The sequence below is a fragment of the Paenibacillus sp. FSL H8-0079 genome (assembly GCF_037991315.1).
In the GTDB taxonomy this organism is placed as follows: Bacteria; Bacillota; Bacilli; order Paenibacillales; family Paenibacillaceae; genus Paenibacillus.
The window spans coordinates 2,736,145-2,758,829 of the sequence record NZ_CP150300.1; the positions used below are offsets into that span (position 1 = coordinate 2,736,145).

A 22,685-nucleotide genomic window follows, 5' to 3' on the forward strand; every position below is an offset into this window, starting at 1 on the left:
CGGAACTTCCATGGAATAGCAACCAGAAAACTGTTATACTGAAATATGCGTTTTGTAAAATGAACGTAAAATTTCAGGGTAAGGGTTGAAAGCGACCATGTATAATTCCAAAAATGAACGAACTTCATCACGGACCTTATTTGCCGTGTTATTCATTCTTATGCTGCTGAAGCTGTCACTGCTGCGGTATTTCTTTTTCCAGGGTCTGTCCGGCATTGGTCTGTTAACTGACGCATTAGGCGCACTAACTGTGGTATGCCTGCTGGATCTGATCGTGCCCAAAGGCTGGAAGCGAGCAGTATACGGAGGATTTAATGTTCTGTTTTCTCTAGTGCTGTTCGCGGCTACGCTGTATAACGTTCATTTCAGTTCGGTACCCACCTATACCGCGCTAAGTGAGCTGGGGCAAGTTGCCCAAGTACGGGGAAGTATCGGACCACTGGTACGACCGGAGCACTTTCTGTTTTTTGCAGACATCGTACTGGCATTGCCAATATGGTTGATTATGCGCAAACGTGCTGGCGGGCGTAACCGCAGCAGTTACCGCGATAGCGGTTTGACGTTTGGCAGAATTCGCAGACGTTACTGGGGCAAGCTCGGCGTTGCGCTTACGGCTGCATTCTGCATCGTGCTGTCTGGCAGTTTTATTGTCAAAGGTGAAACGATTGATAATGAGCTGGTGCGGGCCGAGAATCTCGGTTTCCTGAACTACCAGGTATCGTCTGCCATTCTGACGAGCAAAGAAAATGAGGCCATTGCGAATGGCAACATTAACGAAACGATTGCCAAGATCAATGAGCTGGTTAGCCAGTATCCGTATCAGGATAAACCAAGTGACGGTACAGCCGTGAAAGCCAAATATTTTGGTCAGGCCAAAGGCAGTAACCTGATTGTGCTGCAACTGGAGTCCTTTCAGAATTTCCCGATTAATGCTTCATTAGACGGTCAAGAGTTAACACCGGTACTGAATGATCTGGCCAAAGAAAGCTATTATTTCTCTCATTTTTTCCAACAGATCGGACAGGGAAACACATCAGACGCGGAGTTCATGTCGAACACGTCTATCTATCCAACCGGAGTTGTTCCCATGTCGGCAGGGTATAGTGACCGTGAACTGCCGAGTCTTCCAAAGTTATTAGGTAAAGAAGGATATGAGTCCGAGACGTACCACGTCAATGACGTCACCTTCTGGAACCGGAACAAAATGTATCCGGCACTCGGATTCACTCGTTACTTCGACAAGCCCAGCTTCGAGAACGACAGATTCAATGACTTTGGACCATCGGATGAAGAGTTGTACCGTGTAGGTGTGGAAAAAATGACTGCGCATCAGGCTGCGAACCAGCCGTTCTATGCTCAGTTCATAACGGCATCGAGCCACTCGCCGTTTACGGTTCCCGCTGATCGTGCACGAATTACGATTCCTGCGACCATCACGAACAAACTGCTTCACGATTATCTGCAAGCGATCAACTATACGGATTATGCCATCGGTCAACTCATTAATGAGTTGAAGGCGAACGGATTATGGGATAATACTACTCTAGTGCTCTACGGAGACCACTTTGGTCTGCCTGCTGATGAAGAGATTACACAGCAAATCCAGGCCAATTTGGGCGTCCCTTATGACGGTAAAGTAAGTCGATTCAACATCCCGTTCATGATTCATACGCCGAAACAGACCAAAGGACAAGTGATTGAGCAGCCAGGCGGTCAGTTGGATATGTTGCCAACGATCATGAACCTGATGGGTGTTTCGCTCCAGGATGAGAAATTCACTGCCTTCGGACATGATCTGCTCAACATGGACCATAATGCCTTCGGTATCCGGTATTATTTGCCGACGGGTTCATTTGTTAACAATGACATCATGTTTATCCCGGGTGCGGGCTTTGACGATGGAACAGCCTATTCGCTGAAAACATACGAGCCGGTAACGGATTTGGAACCGTATCGTGCCGATTATGAACATGTGCTCAGCCTGATGAAACTGTCTGACGAGTATGTGAAGTTGTTACCAAAACGTGCACCATAAATCAATTTTCTGCAATAGGTCAGTCAAAAACGTCACCAGTTCAAAAGCTGGTGGCGTTTTTTTGCATGTTTCTTGCACAAGTGTGGTAATAAAGAGAATAACTAAAGTTTGAAACTGTAATAATTAATGTTACAATGGAATGAGCAAGAATGAAGTGAGCAAAAGCGCGTAATATTCGCAGATCTCATATTCACAGAACGCATGAACCTAACAGACGAGAGGATTGAATATATATGAAACTGAGTGTACTCGAACATGGACATATCAATGAAGGACGAAGTGTACAGGATACGTTGCAGGAAACGGTGAAACTCGCACAACATGCAGATCAATTGGGGTACTCCCGGTTCTGGATGTCGGAGCATCACGGTAGTGGTGCGCTGTCATTCTCCAGTCCTGAAGTTATGATTGCACATGTGGCTGCACATACGGATCGAATTCGCGTAGGTTCCGGTGGCGTTATGCTTCCTCATTATAGTGCCTATAAGGTTGCAGAGAATTTCCGCCTGCTGGAAGCTTTGCATCCGGGGCGGATTGACCTGGGGATTGGCAGAGCACCAGGTGGCATGCCGATTGCCAGCAGAGCTCTGAATGAGGGGAAATCATCGAATGTACAATTCTTTCCGCAACAGATCGCGGATCTGGGCGGATACTTCCACGAGCAGTTGCCCGAGGATCATCGGTTTGCATCTCTGGTAGCCGGACCATCGGTTCCCACGGTACCAGAAGTGTGGTTGCTGGGTTCCAGCTCCGAAGGTGCGAGAATTGCTGCAGCGCAAGGGACATCGTATGCGTTTGCCCAATTCTTCGGAACACCAGGCGGCGAAGAAGCGATGAAACATTACCGCAGACATTTCAAGCCGTCCATCCTGAATGACAAACCACATTCAATGATTGCTGTCTCGGCATTCTGCGCGGAGACAGAGGAAGAAGCCGCTGAACTTGCGCGCAGCAATGAACTTTTCTTCTTACGCCTTGGACGAGGTCTTGAACAAAGTTCATTCCCATCTCTGGAGACGGTGAACAACTATCCATACACAGCGATGGAGATGGAACAGATTCGTCAACGTCGTTCTTTTTCCATCGTGGGAACACCGGATCAGGTGAGAGACAAAATTACCGCAATGGCTGAACGCCATGAAGCGGATGAAGTCATTATCGCGTCAGCGGTCCATTCGTTTGAAGCACGTCTGCGCTCATTCGGCTTGATTGCAGAAGCCTTTGGACTCAAGCAGGACTAATGGTGAGCAAGCGGGAATAACTACTCTAAACAGACTGGAATCTTGCTCATGCAAGGTTCCGGTTATACTCTTGCGTGATCAGGGGGAGGAGAGATTCACATGCGCAGATGTGTCATTAGTGATATTCATGGCTGTTACGATGAATTTAATGCACTGCTTAAGCTTGCAGATTATAATCCGCAGCAGGATGAATTGATTTTACTCGGTGATTATGTGGATCGCGGTCCAAGCAGCAAACAGGTCATCGAACAGATTATGCAGCTTCAGCAACAGCACGATATTATGGTGATCAAAGGCAATCACGATGCAATGATGGTCAAGGCGTTAACCCAGGATGTGGAGCAATATGATCAACACTGGATCCGTAATGGTGGATTACAGACGATGGCAAGTTATCTGGATCTGGAGCTTACTTATGATGAGCAGCAGATAGATTGGGAAGCTTATGCTGAAGCCAAAAAGTGGATACGTACACACTATGAACACCATCTTCGTTTTCTGGAACAGCTTCCGCTGGTGTACGAGATTCCGGGTTATATTTTTGTGCATGCCGGGATCAACCCGGATATCGAGGATTGGAGAAGCCAGTCCGAGCGGGACTTCATTTGGATTCGTGAATCATTCTATTCCAAACCAACGACGATTAGAGAGACGGTCGTATTTGGACACACCCCCGTGAAGCATTTGCATGATGAGACAGGCATTTGGTTTGACCCGAGCGGAGACAAAATTGGCATTGATGGTGGTTGTGCCTACGGAGCACAACTGAACCTGCTGGAGATTAGCGAGGACGGCAGTCTACAGACCTTTTTTGTACGGCAAGGGCAGAGCGCGGAAGAGCCTGAGATTTAATGTTTTCGTTGCGTATCAGAGTTTCGTATGCTAATTTATAAGGTTGTACGATGGAATAAATAGGATACATAGCATATCAGCTTGAGGGAATGAACCAAGTTTGGCTATTTTCCAAAATGACTTGCCTGAGAATGATTTGCAATTAATTCGCTGTAAAGGGATTGGAATTAAGCCTTATTAGCGCTATAATCAGTAGGGTATGATTAAATATGACATTTATTTTCTATATAAGTTCAACTAAACTTTTTACACGAGAACGGAGAGGACAGAAAAAAGCTGGAGAAGCGGAGCGTTCGCCTTTATCACCGGATTTTCCCTTTAAAAGGGAATCAAAAAATCTGGGGATAACAGCGATCGGAAGGTTATTCTGTCATCGGAGTGGCAAGTGTAAACATTCTTTGGTTAAACTTATATAAATCAGAATTGACGGAGGGCTATGAATATGGAAAAAGCGTTAATCTTCGGTCACAAAAATCCCGACACGGATACGATCTGTTCGGCAATCGCCTATGCGGATCTGAAAACAAAATTGGGTCAGGACGTTGAAGCTGTGCGTCTCGGCGAAGTCAATGGTGAAACCCAGTTCGCACTGGATCAATTCAAAATCGCAGCACCACGTCTGATTAAAACAGCTGCAAATGAAGTAAACAAAGTTATTCTGGTTGACCACAACGAGCGTCAGCAAAGTGTAAGCGATATTGAAGAGGTGACTGTTGTTGAAGTTATCGACCATCACCGTATTGCTAACTTTGAGACAAGCGGACCTCTGTATTTCCGTGCAGAGCCTGTAGGTTGTACAGCAACCATTTTGAATAAAATGTACAAAGAAAATGGTATCGAAGTGAGTGCGCCGATTGCTGGTCTGATGCTGTCTGCCATTATCTCCGATTCCCTGTTGTTCAAATCCCCGACTTGCACAGAGCAGGACGTAGCCGCTGCACGTGAACTGGCTATTATTGCAGGTGTAGATGCTGACACTTATGGTCTGGACATGCTGAAAGCCGGCGCGGATCTGAGTCAAAAAACAATTGCTGAACTGATTTCCCTGGATGCCAAAGAATTCGTAATGGGTCAATCCAAAGTGGAAATTGCACAGGTTAATGCCGTTGACGTGAATGATGTTCTCGTGAAGCAACCTGAGCTTGAAGCAGCTATTGAAGCGATTATTTCGAGTAAAGGTCTCGACCTGTTCGTATTTGTCGTAACAGACATTCTGAACAACGATTCCGTTGCTCTTGCATATGGCGCATCCACCAAAGCTGTGGAGAAAGCTTACAATGTAACGTTGTCTGATAGCAGAGCTATCTTGAAAGGCGTAGTATCACGCAAATCACAAATTGTACCGGTTCTGACTGAAGCATTCAACACGCTGTAAATCGGACGAATTGGCGTATTCGTACGCTGATATGTTTTGCAAATAGTAGCAACACCATCCTAGCCTGCTCTGATCCGTAAATGGTCAGGACAGGCTTTTGATGTGGAGGAGGAAGAATCATGATCAAAAATGAAAAAATCAAAGCGGCTGAAGTGCAGCTTACCGGATTGAACGGTGAAGATCTGGGCGTGATGTCGACGCAGGAAGCTCTTTTACTTGCGAAGCAGCATAAAGTAGATCTGGTGTGTCTGTCCTTGATGACGAGTCCGCCACCATGCAAGCTGATTGGCGCAGGAGCAGCCAAAGCGGAAGCGCAGCAGGCGAAGAAAAAAGAGAGTAAATCCCCCGATAAACGGAAAGTAAAAGAAATTCGTTTGAACCTTGGGATGGAGGATCATGACCGGGAGACGAAGCAGTCTCAGGCGGAACGTATCCTGAAGAAGGGTGATTCGGTAAGACTCGTCATTCAGGTGCATGGAGCCAAAGAAGGGGCTGCAGGCAAGGAATGGGCAGAGCAACTGAGCAAATCACTGGCTGATTTCGGTAGCAAAAAGACGGGTGTTCAGGTAAGTGGTAAACAGGTTGTTGTTCAACTGGACCCGAATGCGTAAATTGCCAGGAGCGATTCTCAATGTAGCACAAAGGTAAGACAATGCTGATACAGTAATGATCATTTGAATGTGAGGAAGCCCAATGAGGTGGCAGGGTAACTGCTGCTCCATTGGGCTTTTTTCGTGGTCATCCAGCTTGAGATATCATGCGCGCAATTCAATGTGCAAGCCGTTTCCGTTCCGTTAGTTCAGCTTCGTAAATAACGACTGCCCCCAAGGCGTACGTACAACTGTCCGGGTAATACAGGCGTAGAGCCAGCGGCCATATTATTCTGGCTGTTTTTGGCGAATCGGGATAAATAAAAGAAGTCCGGATAGATCACCATATCCATTAAGTAGGCGGAGACCCGGCTACCTGGAAAGCGGAACTGATTCAGAGTGCGTATAATATCTTCGCCGCGTGCAATGCCAATGCCATGTCCATAATACCAGTTCTCCCGCAGCATTATCGTATTCTCTCCCTGCCACTCGGGGGTTTCGGGAGAGACATCCGGATTTTTAAAATACAACACATCTCCCGGAAGGGCGGTTTCACTACCGTTTTTTTCCGTCAATCGCAAGTCACTGTCATAATGCCAGTCAAATAGTAACAGATTTCGAAACAGCGAATTAAAGGCATCTTCGCGAATGCTTCCCAGCACGCCACCATACAGCACAATGACGGTGGCTGTTGCACATTCAAAGGCGTATAAGTGTCCATTCCTCCAGATATCCCGGATGCCCTCAGCGGGGGTCACATTCGATTTGAGCTCGAATCCACCCTCAGCATTACGATTCCAGTAGGCAGGATTACATCTGGATTTTTCAAAGGATGCAAAACTCACCCCGCTTCGATCAAGTCCTTCAGCAGCATCCACAAGAGAGCCCCTCAAGTCCCATTCAAATCGAAGATGATCCATGGATTGGTACACATACCTCGTTGGACGATTCTGGAGTTGCTGTAACCAATACCATTCAAAATCAGACCATTCCGCTCGGTTCAGTTCGACCGGTTGATTGGCAACAATGATCATGTTCCATAACCTCCGTTCCTGTTCGAATATTCAACATTGTATAATCGGGAAAGCACGGGTATTGTGTAGTATATGACGTGATGTGTTCGAATTGGTATGTACACAATGAAAGTCGTCAGTATCCAAGATTAAAAATGTCGATTCATGTGGGGATTTTGCCTAACCTCGTTTATAAATCATGGCATTTGGGGTAGTACTCTATAGATGAAGTTATGTTCAGGTCGATCTGTTCATACGGAATACATTCAGATTCTCATAAAGGAGGACATGTGGTGTCTAAATCCATTACAGAGAGCCGGTCTCTGTTCGAACAATTGTACACGCACGCACCCATAGGCATTGCTGTCGCTTCACATGTGAATGGACGTTGGTTGCAGCTTAATCCGGCATTTTGCGAGATGCTCGCATACAGTGAAGATGAACTAATCGATACGTCGGTCATACATATGATCTATGAAGAAGATCTGAACATGGAGGAATTCCGCAGCAAATTCTGGGAAATGACCCATGAAACACGCCCAATGTATGAGACGGAGTTCCGTCTGAAACGAAAAGACGGTTCGTTATTATGGGCAACCATTAGAGCTTGCATTGTGAGGGATGAAACGAATGGTGAGCCATTGTATCTGTTGGTACAGGCTGCTGACATTACGAAACAAAAGGATGCAGAGGAACGCCTCATTGTGCAGCGTAAGCAACTGGAAGAGAGCAGTCGCATTTCACGTCTGCTGGCAGAATCTTCGCTTGACCTGATTGCCATACATCAAGCCGATCCTGATCGTACATTCAAGTATGTATCGGATGCATGCAAAAGCATGTTGGGCTATGAACCGGAAGAAGTAATAGGTAAGCCGGGAGTATTCGTTATCTATCCCGAGGATATCCCTTTGGTTGAAGCCTACGTGGAGGAGCAGAAGCGGGGTTTGGCTCCGAAACGAATTAGTTACCGACTGCAGCATAAGGATGGATCTACGGTATGGGCAGACACAATTACTCATTATGTATATAACGATTCAGGTACACTGATGGAGATGGTCGCGGTAACTCGTGATATCTCAGCCAGTCAGCAACAACAATTAAGTCTGCAGGAGTACAGATCGTTATTTGACTGTAACCCGCTGGGAGTCGCTTCTCTAGATCTGGAAGGCAATCTGTTGAAGGCCAACGTGGGTCAGGAACAATTGACAGGACACACCAAGGAGGAGCTGCTCAGTCGACCTTTTGATCATCTCGTTGATCCTGGGGATCTGGAGAAGACTCGTCATCATTTTGAAGAGACGGTGAAAGGCACTGCACAGAGCTACGAGATAGGTCTGATTCACAAGGATGGGCAACGAATTGAGACGAGTGTGATTAATGTTCCCATTTTACTTGAGGACAAAGTCGTTGGAATCTACGGGATCACCAGTGACATTACTGAGTCCAAACGTTACGTGGAAGAAATCGAGAACCTGAGTTATGAACGGGCACTGATTCTGAATGGCTTGTCTGAGGGTGTGATTGGACTGGATCTGGAAGGCAATCTGAACTTTGCCAATCCGGCCGCCGCGGAGATTATGAATTTCTGTCCAAGTGAAATGAATGGTAGACCGCTCGAACAGATGATGATCCAAATGCAGAGCGAAGGCATCCCTTATGCATCCAAGGATACACCGATTCTGCAGGCTGTACGTGAGGGACGAAGTCTCCCGCGTACCGAATCCGTATTTTGGAGACCGGATGGGTCTAGTTTCCTGGCTGAGTTTCAATTGAAGCCGATTATGGATCAGGGGAGAACCCGTGGAGCCGTTTTGGTTTTCCGTGATATGACATCGGTGAAAGACATCATACGTGCCAAGGAAGCAGCAGAACATGCAGACCGTGCGAAGTCCGAGTTTCTCGCTATCATGAGTCATGAGCTTCGTACGCCATTGAACGGCATTATGGGCATGGCTCATCTGTTGATGGAAACCGAGCTGGATGAGGAACAGAAAGGCTTTGCGGAAATCATCATTGACAGTGGTGAATCTCTTTTGTACATTTTGAATGAAATTCTGGATTTCAGCAAAATCGAGGCAGGCAAAATGGATCTGGAGCGCGCACCTGTAGATATTAAGGCGATGCTGAGTGGTGTGATCGAACTGTTTGCACTGAAAGCCTCTGAGAAAAATATTGAACTCTACTGTGAAATGTCAGATCACATTCCTGAACGTGTTCGAGGGGATGAGACGCGGATCCGGCAGGTGTTGATTAATCTGGTGGGTAATGCCGTTAAATTCACAGAGCAGGGCCGCATTACGGTGAAGGTAGGCGTTGATTTCTCAGAGGAACATGGTCAGGATCACCTGATGTTGATCTTTAAGGTCCAAGATACAGGAATCGGTATTCCAATGGAGAAGCAGCACCAACTGTTCCAATCCTTCTCACAGCTTGATCCGGCCATCAATCGCAAGTTTGGCGGGACAGGTCTGGGACTTGCGATTAGCAAGAAACTGGTGGAGTTAATGGGTGGAGCGATTGGCGTTCAGAGTGAGATTGGAGAGGGGGCAGAGTTTCAGTTCACCCTGGTGCTTGAACGCTGGCTCGATGAAAGTAGTGACCCGATCGAGGTCGCCGGGAATGATGAACTGCCATTGGATCGAGCAAGTCTTGCGAATAACATCAAAATTTTGATTGCTGAAGATCAGGCAGTCAATAGTCATCTGCTGGAGGAAATGCTGCGTAAATTTGGCGGGGTATGTGATATTGTTGAAAATGGTGCACAGGCCGTTGAGTTATTGAACAATGTACAATATGACCTGGTGTTCATGGATATTCAAATGCCGATTATGGATGGTATTGAAGCGACCTGCAAAATCAGGCAGACCCATCCGGAGATCCCGGTCATCGCAGCGATTACAGCCTTTGCAGGCGCCAGTGACCGTGAGGAGTGTCTGAAATGCGGAATGCAGGACTTTATCAGCAAACCGTTCCATTCTACAGAGATTAGCCGTGTACTGAATACATGGGTCCCATACATCCGCTCTCAAAGAGTAGAGTAACAGGAAAAATAACCTGTGCCTTGAAAATCAAGGTCCAGGTTATTCTGTCTTTCAGTCCTATTCATAGGCTCCTGATAACAAGGATCAGGACCATCCTCCGATTAACCCGGAGAGGGTTACGCATTCGTCATCTTCCAATTCTGCAATCAGAGTGAGTTCTTCGTTGTCTTGTGGATCAACGGAGAATAATTCACGGCGTCCGTCTTCGTGTACAATAATGACTAACTGATTGCCGCCCTTTGTATCAAACTGGTACTTAACTCCGATACCAGGTAGTGGGCATTCCCGGATATTCATGAAACCTGTCACCTCTTTAGCTTTTGCTTAATTAAAAATCTAACCGTTCACACAGTACGGATGTATTCTACTATCCATAACACCGTTTGGCAAGTCACAAATAAAATTATTGTGATGGAATTAACGTTTACCGCGATGTGATCTTGCACTTTGACGCTGTCTGGTCCGTCTGCGGCGAACGAAAATCCAGATGAGCAGTGCAACGATTAACAATAAGCCAAGGACTGCCACAATGATGATATTCCGGATATTGGGAACCTGTACAGTCAGATCTAGCTTATTCATCTGGAGTGGTGAAACGTGCCAAATGAGCGTTTTTCCACCATCCTCCACCTGGTCCGCGTTGGAATCGGCTGCCTTGATGGGCAAAGACAACTTGAAGTCAAAGTTAACATCTTTTAACAAGAGGTTCTTCAGAAAGCTAGGCACCTTGTTAATTTGGTTTTTGATCTCACCATCCGGCATGGACTCCATGAGATCGGCTTCTGCTGTGATATGCATTTTGGAAGTGAAGAAGCCAGCTGTAGTGGATTGTTCAACCTGGATGCCTTGGGGTAACTTGGACGTATCAAAGCTGGTCGTATTGTTTTTTTCATAATGGGTTGTCGCGGTGAGTTGCTTCTGATCTCCCTGTTCCGAAACCTCTGCCTGGAAGTTATTTCGATTCAATGCATCTGCGATCAGAGGCATGAGATTGTCTTGTCCGATCTTTCCAAGTGCAGAGTTGGTTACATTGAGATTGAGATCCAGATCCGTTGATCCATCCATATTCACCGTTAGATGCGCTTCTCCATCCGCACAGGCGGATAAAATAGATAACATAAGGACTAGTAAAACAGTAATCATTAGCTGACGTAAAGGAATGCGAGTCGACATGTCTTTCAACCTTTCTGCGTAAATATCCAAATTCCAATTCATAGAAGTATAGTATACACCGTAAGCATGGCGGATGAAACTTTGACAGTGCAGCAAGATAAGCATGATACAATGAGAATGGGGACATAATTGATTTATTAAAATTAAAGATTTCGTATTTTTGTCAATGTTCGGTCAATTCAAACGGGGCTTCACCGTGTACACTAGTAGTAGTGTGATGAATATACGGAAGCAGGGAGGTTACATTCATGACATATATCATTATTATGGCTGTTATTATGGTCGTGGGCATGGTCGGAATGGGCTGGTTCTATCAGATTATGGATAAAGACCAAAGCTAGTATTCATTAATTGTGGAAATGAAGAGACAAGCCTATAAGCTGGCTTCGCTAATGCGAGGCGGGCTTATTTGTGTGGAAAAACATCTTGAATTGCAAGACCTTACATTGGCACGTAATATATATGACCAGTCGTGTTGCACGATTTGACCGATGGACAAATATTTTTCGTAAAGATGGGATTTTTTAGCTGCTCTTTTGTATAATAGGGGATAGTTTAACTCGGGATATTCCCGAAATTCTGCCAAACAGGAAAGGGTGTACATAAATGAAATTTGGTGAGTATACGTATACACGTCCCGATCTGGAACACATCAAGACATCTTTCCGTGAGCTGCTGAGCGGTTTCGAAGCTGCGGCAACGGTTGAAGAACAAAGCGGATTCATGGATCAGATTAACGCGCTGCGCAGTGATTTTGAGACGCAAGCCCAATTGGTCTACATCCGTCATTCTATTGATACGAATGATGAGTTTTACAAGGCGGAGAACGAATTTTTGGATGAGAACGCACCAATTGTGCAGGAATACATCACGGATTTTTACCGCGCGCTGGTTAACTCCAAATTCCGCAATGAGTTGGAACAAAAATGGGGTTCACAGCTGTTCCAGCTGGCGGATCTTTCATTGAAAACATTCAGCCCGGAAATTATCGAAGAACTCCAGAAGGAGAACAAACTTTCCACAGAATACAATCAGTTGATCGCTTCGGCCAAAATTCCGTTTGAAGGTGAAGAGCGCACGTTGCCACAACTTCATCCATTTGAACTGTCCACGGATCGCTCCATGCGTGAGCGTGCTTCGGAAGCCAGATATACGTTCATGGCTGAGCACGAGGCTGAATTCGATCGTATTTACGACGAACTGGTTAAAGTACGTACACAGATCGCGAAGAAACTGGGATATCCAAGCTATGTGGAACTCGGCTATGATCGCATGAACCGTACAGACTACAATGCCGAGATGGTAGCCAACTTCCGTGCACAAGTTCGCGATTATATCGTGCCTGTAGCGACCAAGCTCAGAGAGCGCCAGCGTAATCGGATTGATGTGGAGACGTTGTATTTTTATGATCAGGGCTTCAGCTTCAAGACGGGTAACCCGACTCCGAAGGGTGACGCGGACTGGATTATTGAACATGGTAAAAAAATGTATGCTGAATTATCGCCAGAGACGGATGCCTTTTTCCAAATGATGACGGAAAATGAGCTAATGGATCTGGTAAGCAAAAAAGGTAAACAGGGCGGTGGATATTGTACGTTCCTGAACGATTACAAAGTGCCGTTCATCTTCTCTAACTTCAACGGTACATCGGGAGATATTGATGTATTGACGCATGAAGCAGGTCATGCTTTCCAGGTCTATGAGAGCCGTGATTTTGCAGTGCCTGAATACAACTGGCCGACGTATGAATCGGCTGAGATTCATTCCATGAGCATGGAGTTCTTCACATGGCCGTGGATGAACTTGTTCTTCAAGGAAGATACGGACAAGTACAAGTTTGATCACCTGTCTTCTGGTCTGTTGTTCATTCCGTATGGCGTAGCCGTGGATGAATTCCAGCATTTTGTGTATGCGAATCCGGAAGCTACACCAGCGGAACGCAAACAGGCATGGCGCAACATTGAGAAGACCTATCTGCCACACATCAATTACAAAGATAATGCGTATTTGGAGCAGGGTGGTTTCTGGCATAAACAGGGTCACATTTTCTCATCGCCATTCTATTATATTGACTATACGCTGGCACAAATCTGTGCCTTCCAGTTCTGGAAACGCAGCAACGAAGATGTGAAGTCCGCATGGGCCGACTATCTGACATTGTGCAAAGCGGGAGGAAGCCTATCCTTCACTGGATTGGTTGAACTGGCTGGATTGAACTCTCCATTCGAGGACGGTTGTGTATCCTCCGTAATTGGGGATATTGAGGCATGGCTTGACGGCGTGAACGATAAGGCCCTGTAAGCCATAGTAGATATGCTTTTAGTGAAAGCATCTTCCATTATAGAATAAGTAGTGGGGGGCTTTAAAATCGACAAGTGAGACGGCTTGGAGACCTGCGGGTGTCTGAGTCGTCTTTTTCATTGCGGGTAAAAATCCGATCTCAGTGTAACATTTATCGGACTCATTGTGATTTATTTCACTATATCTGAAAACGGATTCAGTTACAATGGAGATAGTAAATCAGGGGTTACAGGAGGCTGGTTCAAATGGCAACACATGCATATTATGTTCCGCCCGTGAACTTGATGGGTAGAGGATGTTTACAGGAAGCAGGCCAGATGATTGAACAGATGGGTATCCGCAAAGCGCTGGTTGTAAGTGATCGTCAATTAATTACTTCAGGCGTTGCAGAGCAGGTACTGTCTATATTACGAAAATCAGGGTTAGACTATGTCGTATATGATGAGGTTCAGCCTAATCCAACATGTCAGAATGTACATGACGGACTTCGAGTATTCCAGGATCATGGCTGTGACGCCATTATATCGATAGGCGGAGGTTCACCGCAGGATGCTGCCAAAGGCATTGGCATTGTAGCTACCAACGGTGGCCATATCCGTGAATATGAAGGATTGCATCAATCGAAACATAAGTCCGTGCCACTTGTGGCTTTTAACACAACGGCTGGCACATCGAGCGAGGTGACAATTAACTACGTGATTACAGATGAGGAACGTAAAGTGAAGATGGTGATGGTAGACCGCAACAGTCTGGTCTCCCTGTCGGTTAATGATCCGGAGCTGATGCTCAGCAAACCTGCAAGTCTCACAGCGGCCACAGGAATGGATGCGTTGACCCATGCCGTAGAAGCGATGGTTACGCCGGGTGGATTTACAGTGACAAGTGCGACAGCTGCAGCAGCTGTTGAACTGATCTTCGAATATTTGCCAAGAGCTGTGAGAGACGGCAGTGATCTGGAAGCGCGGGAACATATGACGTACGCATGTTTTCTTGGCGGGATTGCTTTTAATAATGCTGGCCTGGGTTATGTGCATGCGATGGCGCATCAACTGGGTGGCGTATATGATCTGCCGCATGGTGTGTGCAACGCAATGTTACTCCCTTATGTGGAAGAGCTGAATGCCAAGCATGTACCGGGCAAATTCCGTCATATTGCTAAGGCAATCGGTATGGATGTGAAGGGTAGAAGTGATGAGGAGTGTTCAGATTACGTCATTGAGGCCATTCGACAGCTATCGAAGGAAGTTGGTATCCCTGAGAAACTGTCTGAACTCGGCGTGAAAGATCCTGATGTTGAACTACTTGCTGATAACGCAATGAAAGATGCCTGTGCACCAGGCAACCCATATCAACCGTCCAAGGATGAAGTGATGGAGCTGTTCCGCAAAATTATATAGATTTGAGCACAAAGAGAGCCAGAGTATATTCTGGCTTTTTTAGTATTGTGTGAACTTCTGAGTCGGTTGAATACGGAACCATTTCCTGTAATGGATATATTAGTTTTAATCCTGCTGTAAGCAATATTTTTTGTTTGACAGAGGGATTTCTTTGATCCATAATCAATCCATACTAATCAGATATGAATTATTGGAAGGGGATATTCAGACATGTCACAGTTTAAATTATCAGCCAGAAAGTCATTATGGGTAGGAGCTTTAGCGGTCCTATTATTAGTGATCGTTAGCGGATGCTCCGGGTCCAAGAATGATCCCGCTCCCAATACAGCAGCTCAGCCAGGTTCTAGTCAAGGTACGGATGATAAATCAACAGACGAGACTGTGGCGGGAGGCACCTTTGTCTACGGCAGGCCAGCTTCTGTAACCTCGTTTGATTTGCATAATCAAATCACGTCGAACAATGCTTTTGCGATTGATAAAGTATTTGAATCTTTGGTTGCTTTTGACAGCAAGGGAGAAATTGTGGATTGGCTTGCCAAGTCGCATAACATCAGTGATGACGGCTTGACGTATACGTTTGTGTTGCGTGATGGATTGAAATTCTCTAACGGCAGTGATGTTACTGCTGAAGATGCTGTATTCTCTCTTGAGCGGCATTTGAAGGTTGGCGGCCCGCTGGCTATATCCGCCAAAGTGGATACGGTTAAAGCAACGGATAGCCAGACGCTGGTTATTACGCTTAAAGAGCCGTATACACCGTTTATCTCCGAGTTGTCCAACTTCTCGAATGGGATTATCCCGAACAATTTTGGTGGAGTTACGGAGGAAGAATTTTTCAAGAAACCGGTAGGTACGGGACCGTTCGTGGTTGAGCAGTGGGACCCGGCAGGCGATGTAACCTTTACTAAGAACACTCATTATTGGCAAGAAGGAAAACCTTCAGTGGATAAACTGGTGTACAAGCTGATTGAAGACGATAGTCAAGCCATCAACCAGCTGAAGGCAGGAGAAGTAAACGCGATTGAATCGTTGGCCCTGCAAAATGCCAATGAAATAAAGAATGGTGCAGATACAACCGTGGTAACGAACGGCAGTTGGGTGACAGAGCAAGTATTCTTCAATACGCTGGACAAGCATTTTTCCGATGTGCATGTTCGTCGTGCCCTGGCCCTGGCACTTGATCGTGACGGTCTGACTAAGGCGCTTACCTTCGGGTATGCACAGACCGCTAATTCATTGTTGCCTACGACGATTCCATATAATGCGAATGACACAATTAAGGCGCTGAACTTTGATGTAACTGCGGCGAAGGCAGAACTGGCAAAATCGGCTTTCCCAGATGGATTCACTACAAAATTGCTTGTAGCCTCAGGCAACAGCACTAGAGCGCAAGAAGCGCAAATCATTCAGGCAGCGGGAAAACAAATCGGCATCAACATCGAGATTGAATCGATTGAGCTGGCAACCTTCCGTGAACGATTCTTTGCTTATGATTTTGCAGTAATGTTGAATAGTGGACAGGCGGATTCTCCTGAAGCAAACTCCATTATTGCTTTCCAGACCGATCCTGACGGATTCAGTAAATCGTACTGGACACATTACACCAATGATGAAGTAACCAAGCTTCTGTATCAAGGTCAAAAAACTGCAGACGGCGATGGTCGTGCGGAAATCTACTCCAAGCTGCTTCAGACGCTTGCCGATGAAGTGCCATATCTCCCGCTTTATTATCCCGACATTCTGATCGGCGCTCGTTCTTCCGTAGATGGACTCGTGGTGTTGCCTAACGGCAGCGTACGGTTCGAAGACGTTCATATTCAGAAATGAAGAAGTTCTGGTTGTTCAGCGTTGTAGGAAGAGCATTGGTTGTAATCTTTTGTGTGATAACAGCAGTCTTTTTTCTCATCCGTATGGTACCAGGAGATCCCGCTAAAATGATTCTGGGGGAATATAGCACGCCAGAGGCGCTTGAGAGCATGCATCATGCTCTCGGGCTGGATCTTTCGGTGGGAGAACAGTACGTTCGGTTTGTCCAAACGCTGTTCACGCAGGGAGATACCGGCAACTCAATTATCAATGGAACCTCTACCCGAGAGTTGATTGCTGACCGGGCGCCCATCACGTTGTTGCTCATCGGTATGGCTTGTGCTTTGGCCATTGTAATTGCCCTTGTACTCGCCACGCTGGCAGCTACGCATAAGGATAAGCTGCTGGATCATGTCATACGTATTTTTCCTACCGTAACGCTAGGTATGCCAATCTTCTGGGTTGGCATCCTTTTGATTCTGCTGCTGAGTGTGCGTCTTCATTGGTTTCCCGTTGGTGGAGTCGGCGAAGGGTGGTGGGGCACCTTGTACAGCTTGACGCTTCCTGCCATTACCGTAGCTTTGTCACAGATTCCGACATTGGTTCGATCATTGAGAGCCCAGATGCTTGAAGTACTGGAATCTGATTTTGTAATTACTTTGAAGGCGGCGAGATTGCCAAGTCGGGTTATTTTGTTCAAACATGTCCTGCGTAATGCGGCTCTACCAACGCTGATTCTTCTTGGTGTTAATATTTCTTATCTGATTGGTGGGACCTTGGTCGTTGAACAAGTATTTGGCATTAAGGGAATCGGCAGTTTGCTGTTTAGTTCTATTTCTAAACGGGATTTCCCGGTCATTCAAGGCATAGCCCTTTACTGTGCTGTATCTGTGGTGATTATTAGTCTCCTGATAGAGATTCTTACCAGGTGGCTTGATCCCAGAACGAAAGGAAACCCATGAAAATGATAGGAACAGAATCTCGATTATATGAAGAGCACTTGAACCCGACCCTTATGAACCGTATCTTAAAAATCCCTTCCCTGCTTGTGGGAGGTGTTATGTTTGCTGTGCTGATTATCTTGGCTGTGAGCATCCCGTTTATTAGTCCGTATGACCCTTCCGAGCAGAATTTGAGTGCCTTTTTGCAGCCTCCGTCTGCCGAACATTGGCTGGGTACAGACCAACTGGGGCGTGATTTGTTTACCAGACTGATCCATGCTGCGCGAACCGACCTGAGTATTATGGTGTTGGCGGAAATTGTACCTTTTTGCATGGGGATATTTCTGGGTATGCTTGCAGGGTATTACGGAAAATGGGTAGATAAAATTATATCGTTGATTTCGGACACATTTATCGCGTTCCCTTTTTATCTAATCGTCATTATCGTGGCGTTTGCCAGCGGAGCAGGCGAGCGAGGAATTTATATTACGTTTATGCTCGTTGGCTGGATCGTATTTGCCCGTGTAGTCAGAGGCTTAAGTGCATCTTATCGTAAACAGGAATGGGTGGCTTCCGCACAGACGTTGGGACTACCGGGAATACGAATTATCCTTCGTCATCTCCTGCCTAACGTACTGCCCCAGGCAGTTGTTGTGCTAATGACGGATATGGTCGGCCTGCTCGTGGCAATTGTTACGCTCGGTTATCTGGGCATTGGCATCGCACCTCCTACCCCAGACTGGGGCACAATGATCTCGGATGGTCAATCCTTTATCACGACAGCTTGGTGGCTTTCGGCAGTTCCGGGATTCGCAGTGGTATACACTGGAATTGCTTTGTCTCTTGTGGGTGATGGGTTGGCCGATCTATGGAGGAAAAAATAATGTCCACAAGTCCGATTTTGGAAGTCGAGGCATTGTCACTGTCGACCAAGTCGAATCAAAAATTAGTTCAAGATGTGCATTTCTCGCTCGGCAGAGGGGAGAGCCTGGGATTAGTAGGTGAATCCGGTTCCGGTAAATCACTTACATTGCGTTCCATTCTGGGACTCCTGCCAAGCGGTGTGGAGCAGACTGGAGGTACCATTCGGAGTGACGTGAGCAGCGCAATGGTGTTTCAAGACCCGAGAGGTGCGCTCGATCCGCTCTGTACCGTTGTTAAACAACTGGCCGAAGTTGTCTATTACAGGCAAAAGTTAAGCAGGAAGGCTTCAAGGATAGCCGCACTGGAGTTGCTTGAACTGTTGGGTCTTCCCGACTCGCTGAAGCGTGAGGACCGATACCCTAGCCAGCTGTCAGGTGGGCAGTGCCAGCGTGTAGTTATTGCACTGGCTTTGGCCTGCAAGCCGGGCATTCTGCTCTGTGATGAGCCAACAACAGCGCTGGACGTTACGGTGCAGCAGCAAATTATAGAGACGATCACCCGATTGCAGGGTGAACTGGGCTTCGCCATGGTATTTGTAACACATAATCTTGCCATTGCAGCGACCCTCTGCTCGAAGCTGTGCGTGATGAAACAGGGGCGAATTGTAGAGCATGGAGATTCGCTTGCCATTTTGCAAAATCCACAAAATGCGTACACACAGATGCTGATTAACTCGGTGCTTTCTTTGCCGGAGCTTGAAGGGAGCAAATAACGATGAATCCAGCTTTACAAATACAAAATGTATCGGTTCGTTATGGTGACTTTACTGCACTGGACCACATTGAATTGAATCTCCAGCATCATACGACACTTGGTCTTGTCGGTGAGTCTGGTTCGGGAAAATCTACTCTTGCGAGGGTTATTGCCGGCTTGATCACGCCCGATGAGGGGCAAATTCTGCTGGGAGATCAAACATTGAAAAAGAAGAGAAGTCGTGAGCAATATAAAAAGATACAGATGATCTTCCAAAATCCGGATGCCTCGCTTAATCCCAAGCATTCCATCCGGCAGATTCTTGCTGAAGCACTGTTGTTTCATCGGATTGTGGAACGTTCACAGGTGGAGAAAAGATCGAGAGAGCTCCTGGCCCGTGTTCAGTTAGAGAGTAAAGCACTGGACAAGTATCCTCACGAATTCTCCGGCGGACAACGCCAACGGATTGCGATCGCACGAGCAATAAGCGTGGAGCCGAGCCTGCTGATTGCGGATGAACCGACGAGTGCACTGGATGTCTCTGTGCAGCTGAGTGTGCTTGAACTGTTCAATTCGCTAAAGCGTGAGCTTAATCTTACATTGTTGTTCATCTCTCACGATCTGGGAGTCATCCATGCTATTAGTGATACAGTAGCAGTTATGCGGCAGGGTCAGCTTGTGGAGATCAGTCCCAAGGAGCAATTCTTCACTCGTCCTGAAACGGCATATAGTCGAGAGTTGCTGTCCGCCGTTCCAAAAATGCCAAAATCAATTTCATCTGGAGGTTTATATGAGCCAACCTTATAAAGGATTTGTACCGCTTACGCGGAGTGAATACGAGACACTTACGCAGTTGCTCTCCAAGCTCTTGTCTACGGAGCATGCCCCGGTGATCATCCCTGGAGAGGCGATCTTGGGCATAGAGGCCGTGGCAACCGGAATATCCGCGCCGGGTCGTACCATTGTCAATGTCGTGACAGGGCCATACGGCAGTTTATTTGGTCAATGGCTTGAACGCGGCGGGGCCACGGTTATTGAAGTCAAAGTCCCTTTTGATGAAGTTGTACCTGCGGAGCAGGTTGCTGCCGCGATTGAACGGTATAAACCGTCCGCGTTATCCTTTGTTCAAGCTGAGGTGGTTACAGGTGGATCCAATCCAGCGGAGGAAATCATAAAGATTGCCCGTGCCCACAAACTGATTACGGTGAGCGACTCCGTCTCGGCAGTTGGGGGAGAGGCTCTACCTGTTGATGAATGGGGCGTGGATTTTGTAGCTATCGGTGCCCAAAAAGCTCTCGCTGGTCCGAATGGTATCAGCGCTGTAAGCATTTCGCCGCGCGGCTGGAAATTTCTTGAGTCCAATGCGTATGCGCCGCGTAATTCCATTCTCTCTTTGCTCGATCTGAAGCCATCCGGGAAGGGGATTGCACCGGTACGTGTTCCTCCCAACATTCCAACGCTGGAAGCCAGAGCGCTAATCACGGCATTGACAGCGATCGAGTCAGAAGGCTTGGAGCAGGTGATCAAGCGTCATGAACGGGCTGCTGCATCAGCCATTGCCGGTATTCAGGCTTTAGGTCTGGAGCCTTGGCAAAAAGATAACAAAACGTATTCTACACTAACTACGACGGTTCGAATTTCCGGGGAGGAGAAGTTGCATATCGATCACCCGATCGGCATTGTTGCTCCGGGGGACGGAGAACTTTTGGGTCAACTGCTGCGAATTAATCATTTTGGGGCCAATGCATCTTTGTCGGGCGTGGAGGAAGCTGTTGCGACTATTGCGGCATTATTGAATCAGGACCATGAGCAGGCAGTCCAGGCTGTTCGCCTCGTTTGGGGGAAATGAATATGACTCAGGTAAAATCGGAAGATCAAAACTTTAAACATATTTTCATAGCAGGTATTGATGGCAAACACTTCGATATCTCGATTCAGAATGGCCGGTTTACATCAGTTGTAGAATCCGTGTCACCGTATGATGATCAGGTTCGTCCAGATGCTGATTTGTGGATTAGTCCGGGCATAATTGATCTGCATACACATCTGGCATGGACAGACTTCGACCACTCGGATCAATTGAAGCGTGACAAGCAAGAGATTGAAGTCATGCAGGCGCAAGCTTTTGCAGCTACGCTTAGGACTGGCGTAACCACAGCTCGTGATGCAGGTGGATTGTTGCCAAGTACGGCTCAGCATCTTGCTGAACATTATGGACATTCTCTGAAGGTTGAAACCAGCAGTGATATGTTGGGTGCGGCAGATGCGCGTGGTGTGAGGCATCTGGAACAACGGTTGAACGATATATTTGATACAGGCGCAGGCTGGGTTAAAATTATGGCAACAGGTGGACTTGGAGCGCCTACCGAACAAGTACTTGATCCCGTATTTTCGGAGGAAGAGTTTGCATTTCTCGTTCGCCATGCACATGCTCATCATAAAAAGGTGCTTGTTCATACTTGGGGAGGCTTGACGATCGACTGGTCGATCCAGGCAGGGGTGGAATCAGTGGAACATGGGATGTTCTTAACCGAGGATCAGGCCGGCAGACTTGCCGAGTCCCGAACCGCCTTTGTGCCGACCACATCGATCTATAGGATTGCCGCAGATCCAAAAGGTGTACTGGCGCTGCCTGCTGTCATTAGTGATCGTGCCGCGCGTGCTGCTGAAGCTCATTCCACAGCCATCGGATATGCCAAAAGAGCAGGGGTTCGTTTCGGGTTCGGTACCGATTATGCCACACCTGCGCTCCATGGCTACAACCTGCAGGAGCTGGACACGATGATAGACTACGGCATGACTCGGACAGAAGCGTGGCAGTCTGCGACGACTCACGCTGCCGAGATTTTGGGTCGTGGCGACGAATTGGGGCAAATTGAAGAAGGTTATCTTGCGGATGCCATTATTTTCAATGCCGATCCATATCAAACGAAAAATGCAGATCAGCTGCGGGAGAGTATTGTTTCCGTCATTATCGGAGCGCAGAAACCATAAATTTGGTTTCTGCGTTTTTTCTTTATTGTTGGAGGACGTGAACGCTTCCGCTATCAGAAAAGAGAAGATAGGTAGATTTTATTCAGTGACTATTGATTTACCAAAAGTTTTCCAAAAGGATTTTGATTCCCTTATATCGAATACAATGTTTAATAACAAGGCACTAAGGAGGAGTAACACCTACCTGAATTTCTGTCGATGTTTTCCAGTAAGATTCCCCAGTCCGTTTCGTGTTTAATGTTAAATAGGAGTAGTCTATTACATTGTCCACGAGCTACACCTTAAGCTCTACATCTAACATTCACCTCA

Annotated in this window: 18 protein-coding genes; 15 read left to right on the forward strand and 3 right to left on the reverse strand. The window is 46.8% G+C overall.

Annotated features, from left to right (window positions below; all coding sequences use genetic code 11):
* Positions 1–97 precede the first annotated feature (97 nt).
* The 5 genes from MHI06_RS12515 (at position 98) to infC (ending at position 6,114) form a co-directional block, all read left to right on the forward strand.
* Positions 98–2,035 (forward strand): LTA synthase family protein, encoded by a 1,938-nt coding sequence (locus MHI06_RS12515; protein WP_340401662.1) that lies wholly within the window; start codon positions 98–100, stop codon positions 2,033–2,035.
* A gap of 233 nt (positions 2,036–2,268) precedes the next feature.
* On the forward strand, positions 2,269–3,276 hold the full coding sequence (locus MHI06_RS12520; RefSeq protein ID WP_339199203.1) for an LLM class flavin-dependent oxidoreductase: 1,008 nt from the start codon (positions 2,269–2,271) through the stop codon (positions 3,274–3,276).
* A 99-nt stretch (positions 3,277–3,375) separates the two neighbouring features.
* Complete coding sequence (locus MHI06_RS12525) at positions 3,376–4,128, forward strand: metallophosphoesterase family protein (protein ID WP_338708614.1); 753 nt, start codon at positions 3,376–3,378, stop codon at positions 4,126–4,128.
* 442 nt (positions 4,129–4,570) lie between these two features.
* A complete protein-coding gene (locus MHI06_RS12530; RefSeq protein WP_264929071.1) occupies positions 4,571–5,503 on the forward strand; it encodes a manganese-dependent inorganic pyrophosphatase in 933 nt (310 codons plus the stop codon).
* Between the two features lie 119 nt (positions 5,504–5,622).
* Complete coding sequence (gene infC, locus MHI06_RS12535) at positions 5,623–6,114, forward strand: translation initiation factor IF-3 (RefSeq protein WP_340401663.1); 492 nt, start codon at positions 5,623–5,625, stop codon at positions 6,112–6,114.
* Between the two features lie 188 nt (positions 6,115–6,302).
* Here infC and MHI06_RS12540 read toward each other — a convergent pair whose 3' ends face one another.
* Positions 6,303–7,127: a protein-glutamine gamma-glutamyltransferase gene (locus tag MHI06_RS12540; RefSeq protein WP_340401664.1), complete on the reverse strand. Its 825-nt coding sequence runs from the start codon at positions 7,125–7,127 to the stop codon at positions 6,303–6,305.
* 272 nt (positions 7,128–7,399) lie between these two features.
* Between MHI06_RS12540 and MHI06_RS12545 the strand changes: the two genes are divergently transcribed.
* Complete coding sequence (locus MHI06_RS12545) at positions 7,400–10,147, forward strand: PAS domain S-box protein (protein WP_340401665.1); 2,748 nt, start codon at positions 7,400–7,402, stop codon at positions 10,145–10,147.
* Between the two features lie 84 nt (positions 10,148–10,231).
* On the opposite strand, the gene MHI06_RS12550 is transcribed toward MHI06_RS12545, so the two are convergent.
* Positions 10,232–10,444, reverse strand: a complete 213-nt coding sequence (locus MHI06_RS12550) for a hypothetical protein (RefSeq protein ID WP_062834023.1) — start codon at positions 10,442–10,444, stop codon at positions 10,232–10,234.
* 120 nt (positions 10,445–10,564) lie between these two features.
* Complete coding sequence (locus MHI06_RS12555) at positions 10,565–11,320, reverse strand: hypothetical protein (RefSeq protein WP_340401667.1); 756 nt, start codon at positions 11,318–11,320, stop codon at positions 10,565–10,567.
* A gap of 606 nt (positions 11,321–11,926) precedes the next feature.
* Here MHI06_RS12555 and MHI06_RS12560 point away from each other — a divergent pair.
* From MHI06_RS12560 to MHI06_RS12600, 9 genes are all read left to right on the forward strand, one after another.
* Positions 11,927–13,621, forward strand: a complete 1,695-nt coding sequence (locus MHI06_RS12560) for a M3 family oligoendopeptidase (RefSeq protein ID WP_340401668.1) — start codon at positions 11,927–11,929, stop codon at positions 13,619–13,621.
* A 245-nt stretch (positions 13,622–13,866) separates the two neighbouring features.
* Positions 13,867–15,018, forward strand: a complete 1,152-nt coding sequence (locus MHI06_RS12565; protein ID WP_340401669.1) for an iron-containing alcohol dehydrogenase — start codon at positions 13,867–13,869, stop codon at positions 15,016–15,018.
* A 210-nt stretch (positions 15,019–15,228) separates the two neighbouring features.
* The gene (locus MHI06_RS12570) at positions 15,229–16,845 is read left to right on the forward strand and encodes an ABC transporter substrate-binding protein (protein ID WP_340401670.1); all 1,617 of its coding nucleotides are present in this window, start codon (positions 15,229–15,231) and stop codon (positions 16,843–16,845) included.
* Positions 16,842–17,786, forward strand: coding sequence for an ABC transporter permease (locus tag MHI06_RS12575; RefSeq protein ID WP_340401671.1), 945 nt, complete (start codon positions 16,842–16,844; stop codon positions 17,784–17,786). Before MHI06_RS12570 ends, MHI06_RS12575 begins: the two co-directional genes overlap by 4 nt.
* Positions 17,787–17,839: 53 nt before the next feature.
* Positions 17,840–18,649, forward strand: a complete 810-nt coding sequence (locus tag MHI06_RS12580; protein WP_340402103.1) for an ABC transporter permease — start codon at positions 17,840–17,842, stop codon at positions 18,647–18,649.
* Positions 18,649–19,401, forward strand: a complete 753-nt coding sequence (locus tag MHI06_RS12585; protein ID WP_340401672.1) for an ABC transporter ATP-binding protein — start codon at positions 18,649–18,651, stop codon at positions 19,399–19,401. Before MHI06_RS12580 ends, MHI06_RS12585 begins: the two co-directional genes overlap by 1 nt.
* A 2-nt stretch (positions 19,402–19,403) precedes the next feature.
* A complete protein-coding gene (locus MHI06_RS12590; protein WP_340401673.1) occupies positions 19,404–20,189 on the forward strand; it encodes an ATP-binding cassette domain-containing protein in 786 nt (261 codons plus the stop codon).
* Complete coding sequence (locus MHI06_RS12595; RefSeq protein ID WP_340401674.1) at positions 20,173–21,231, forward strand: aminotransferase class V-fold PLP-dependent enzyme; 1,059 nt, start codon at positions 20,173–20,175, stop codon at positions 21,229–21,231. Before MHI06_RS12590 ends, MHI06_RS12595 begins: the two co-directional genes overlap by 17 nt.
* A 2-nt stretch (positions 21,232–21,233) precedes the next feature.
* A complete protein-coding gene (locus MHI06_RS12600; RefSeq protein ID WP_340401675.1) occupies positions 21,234–22,376 on the forward strand; it encodes an amidohydrolase family protein in 1,143 nt (380 codons plus the stop codon).
* Positions 22,377–22,685 lie beyond the last annotated feature (309 nt).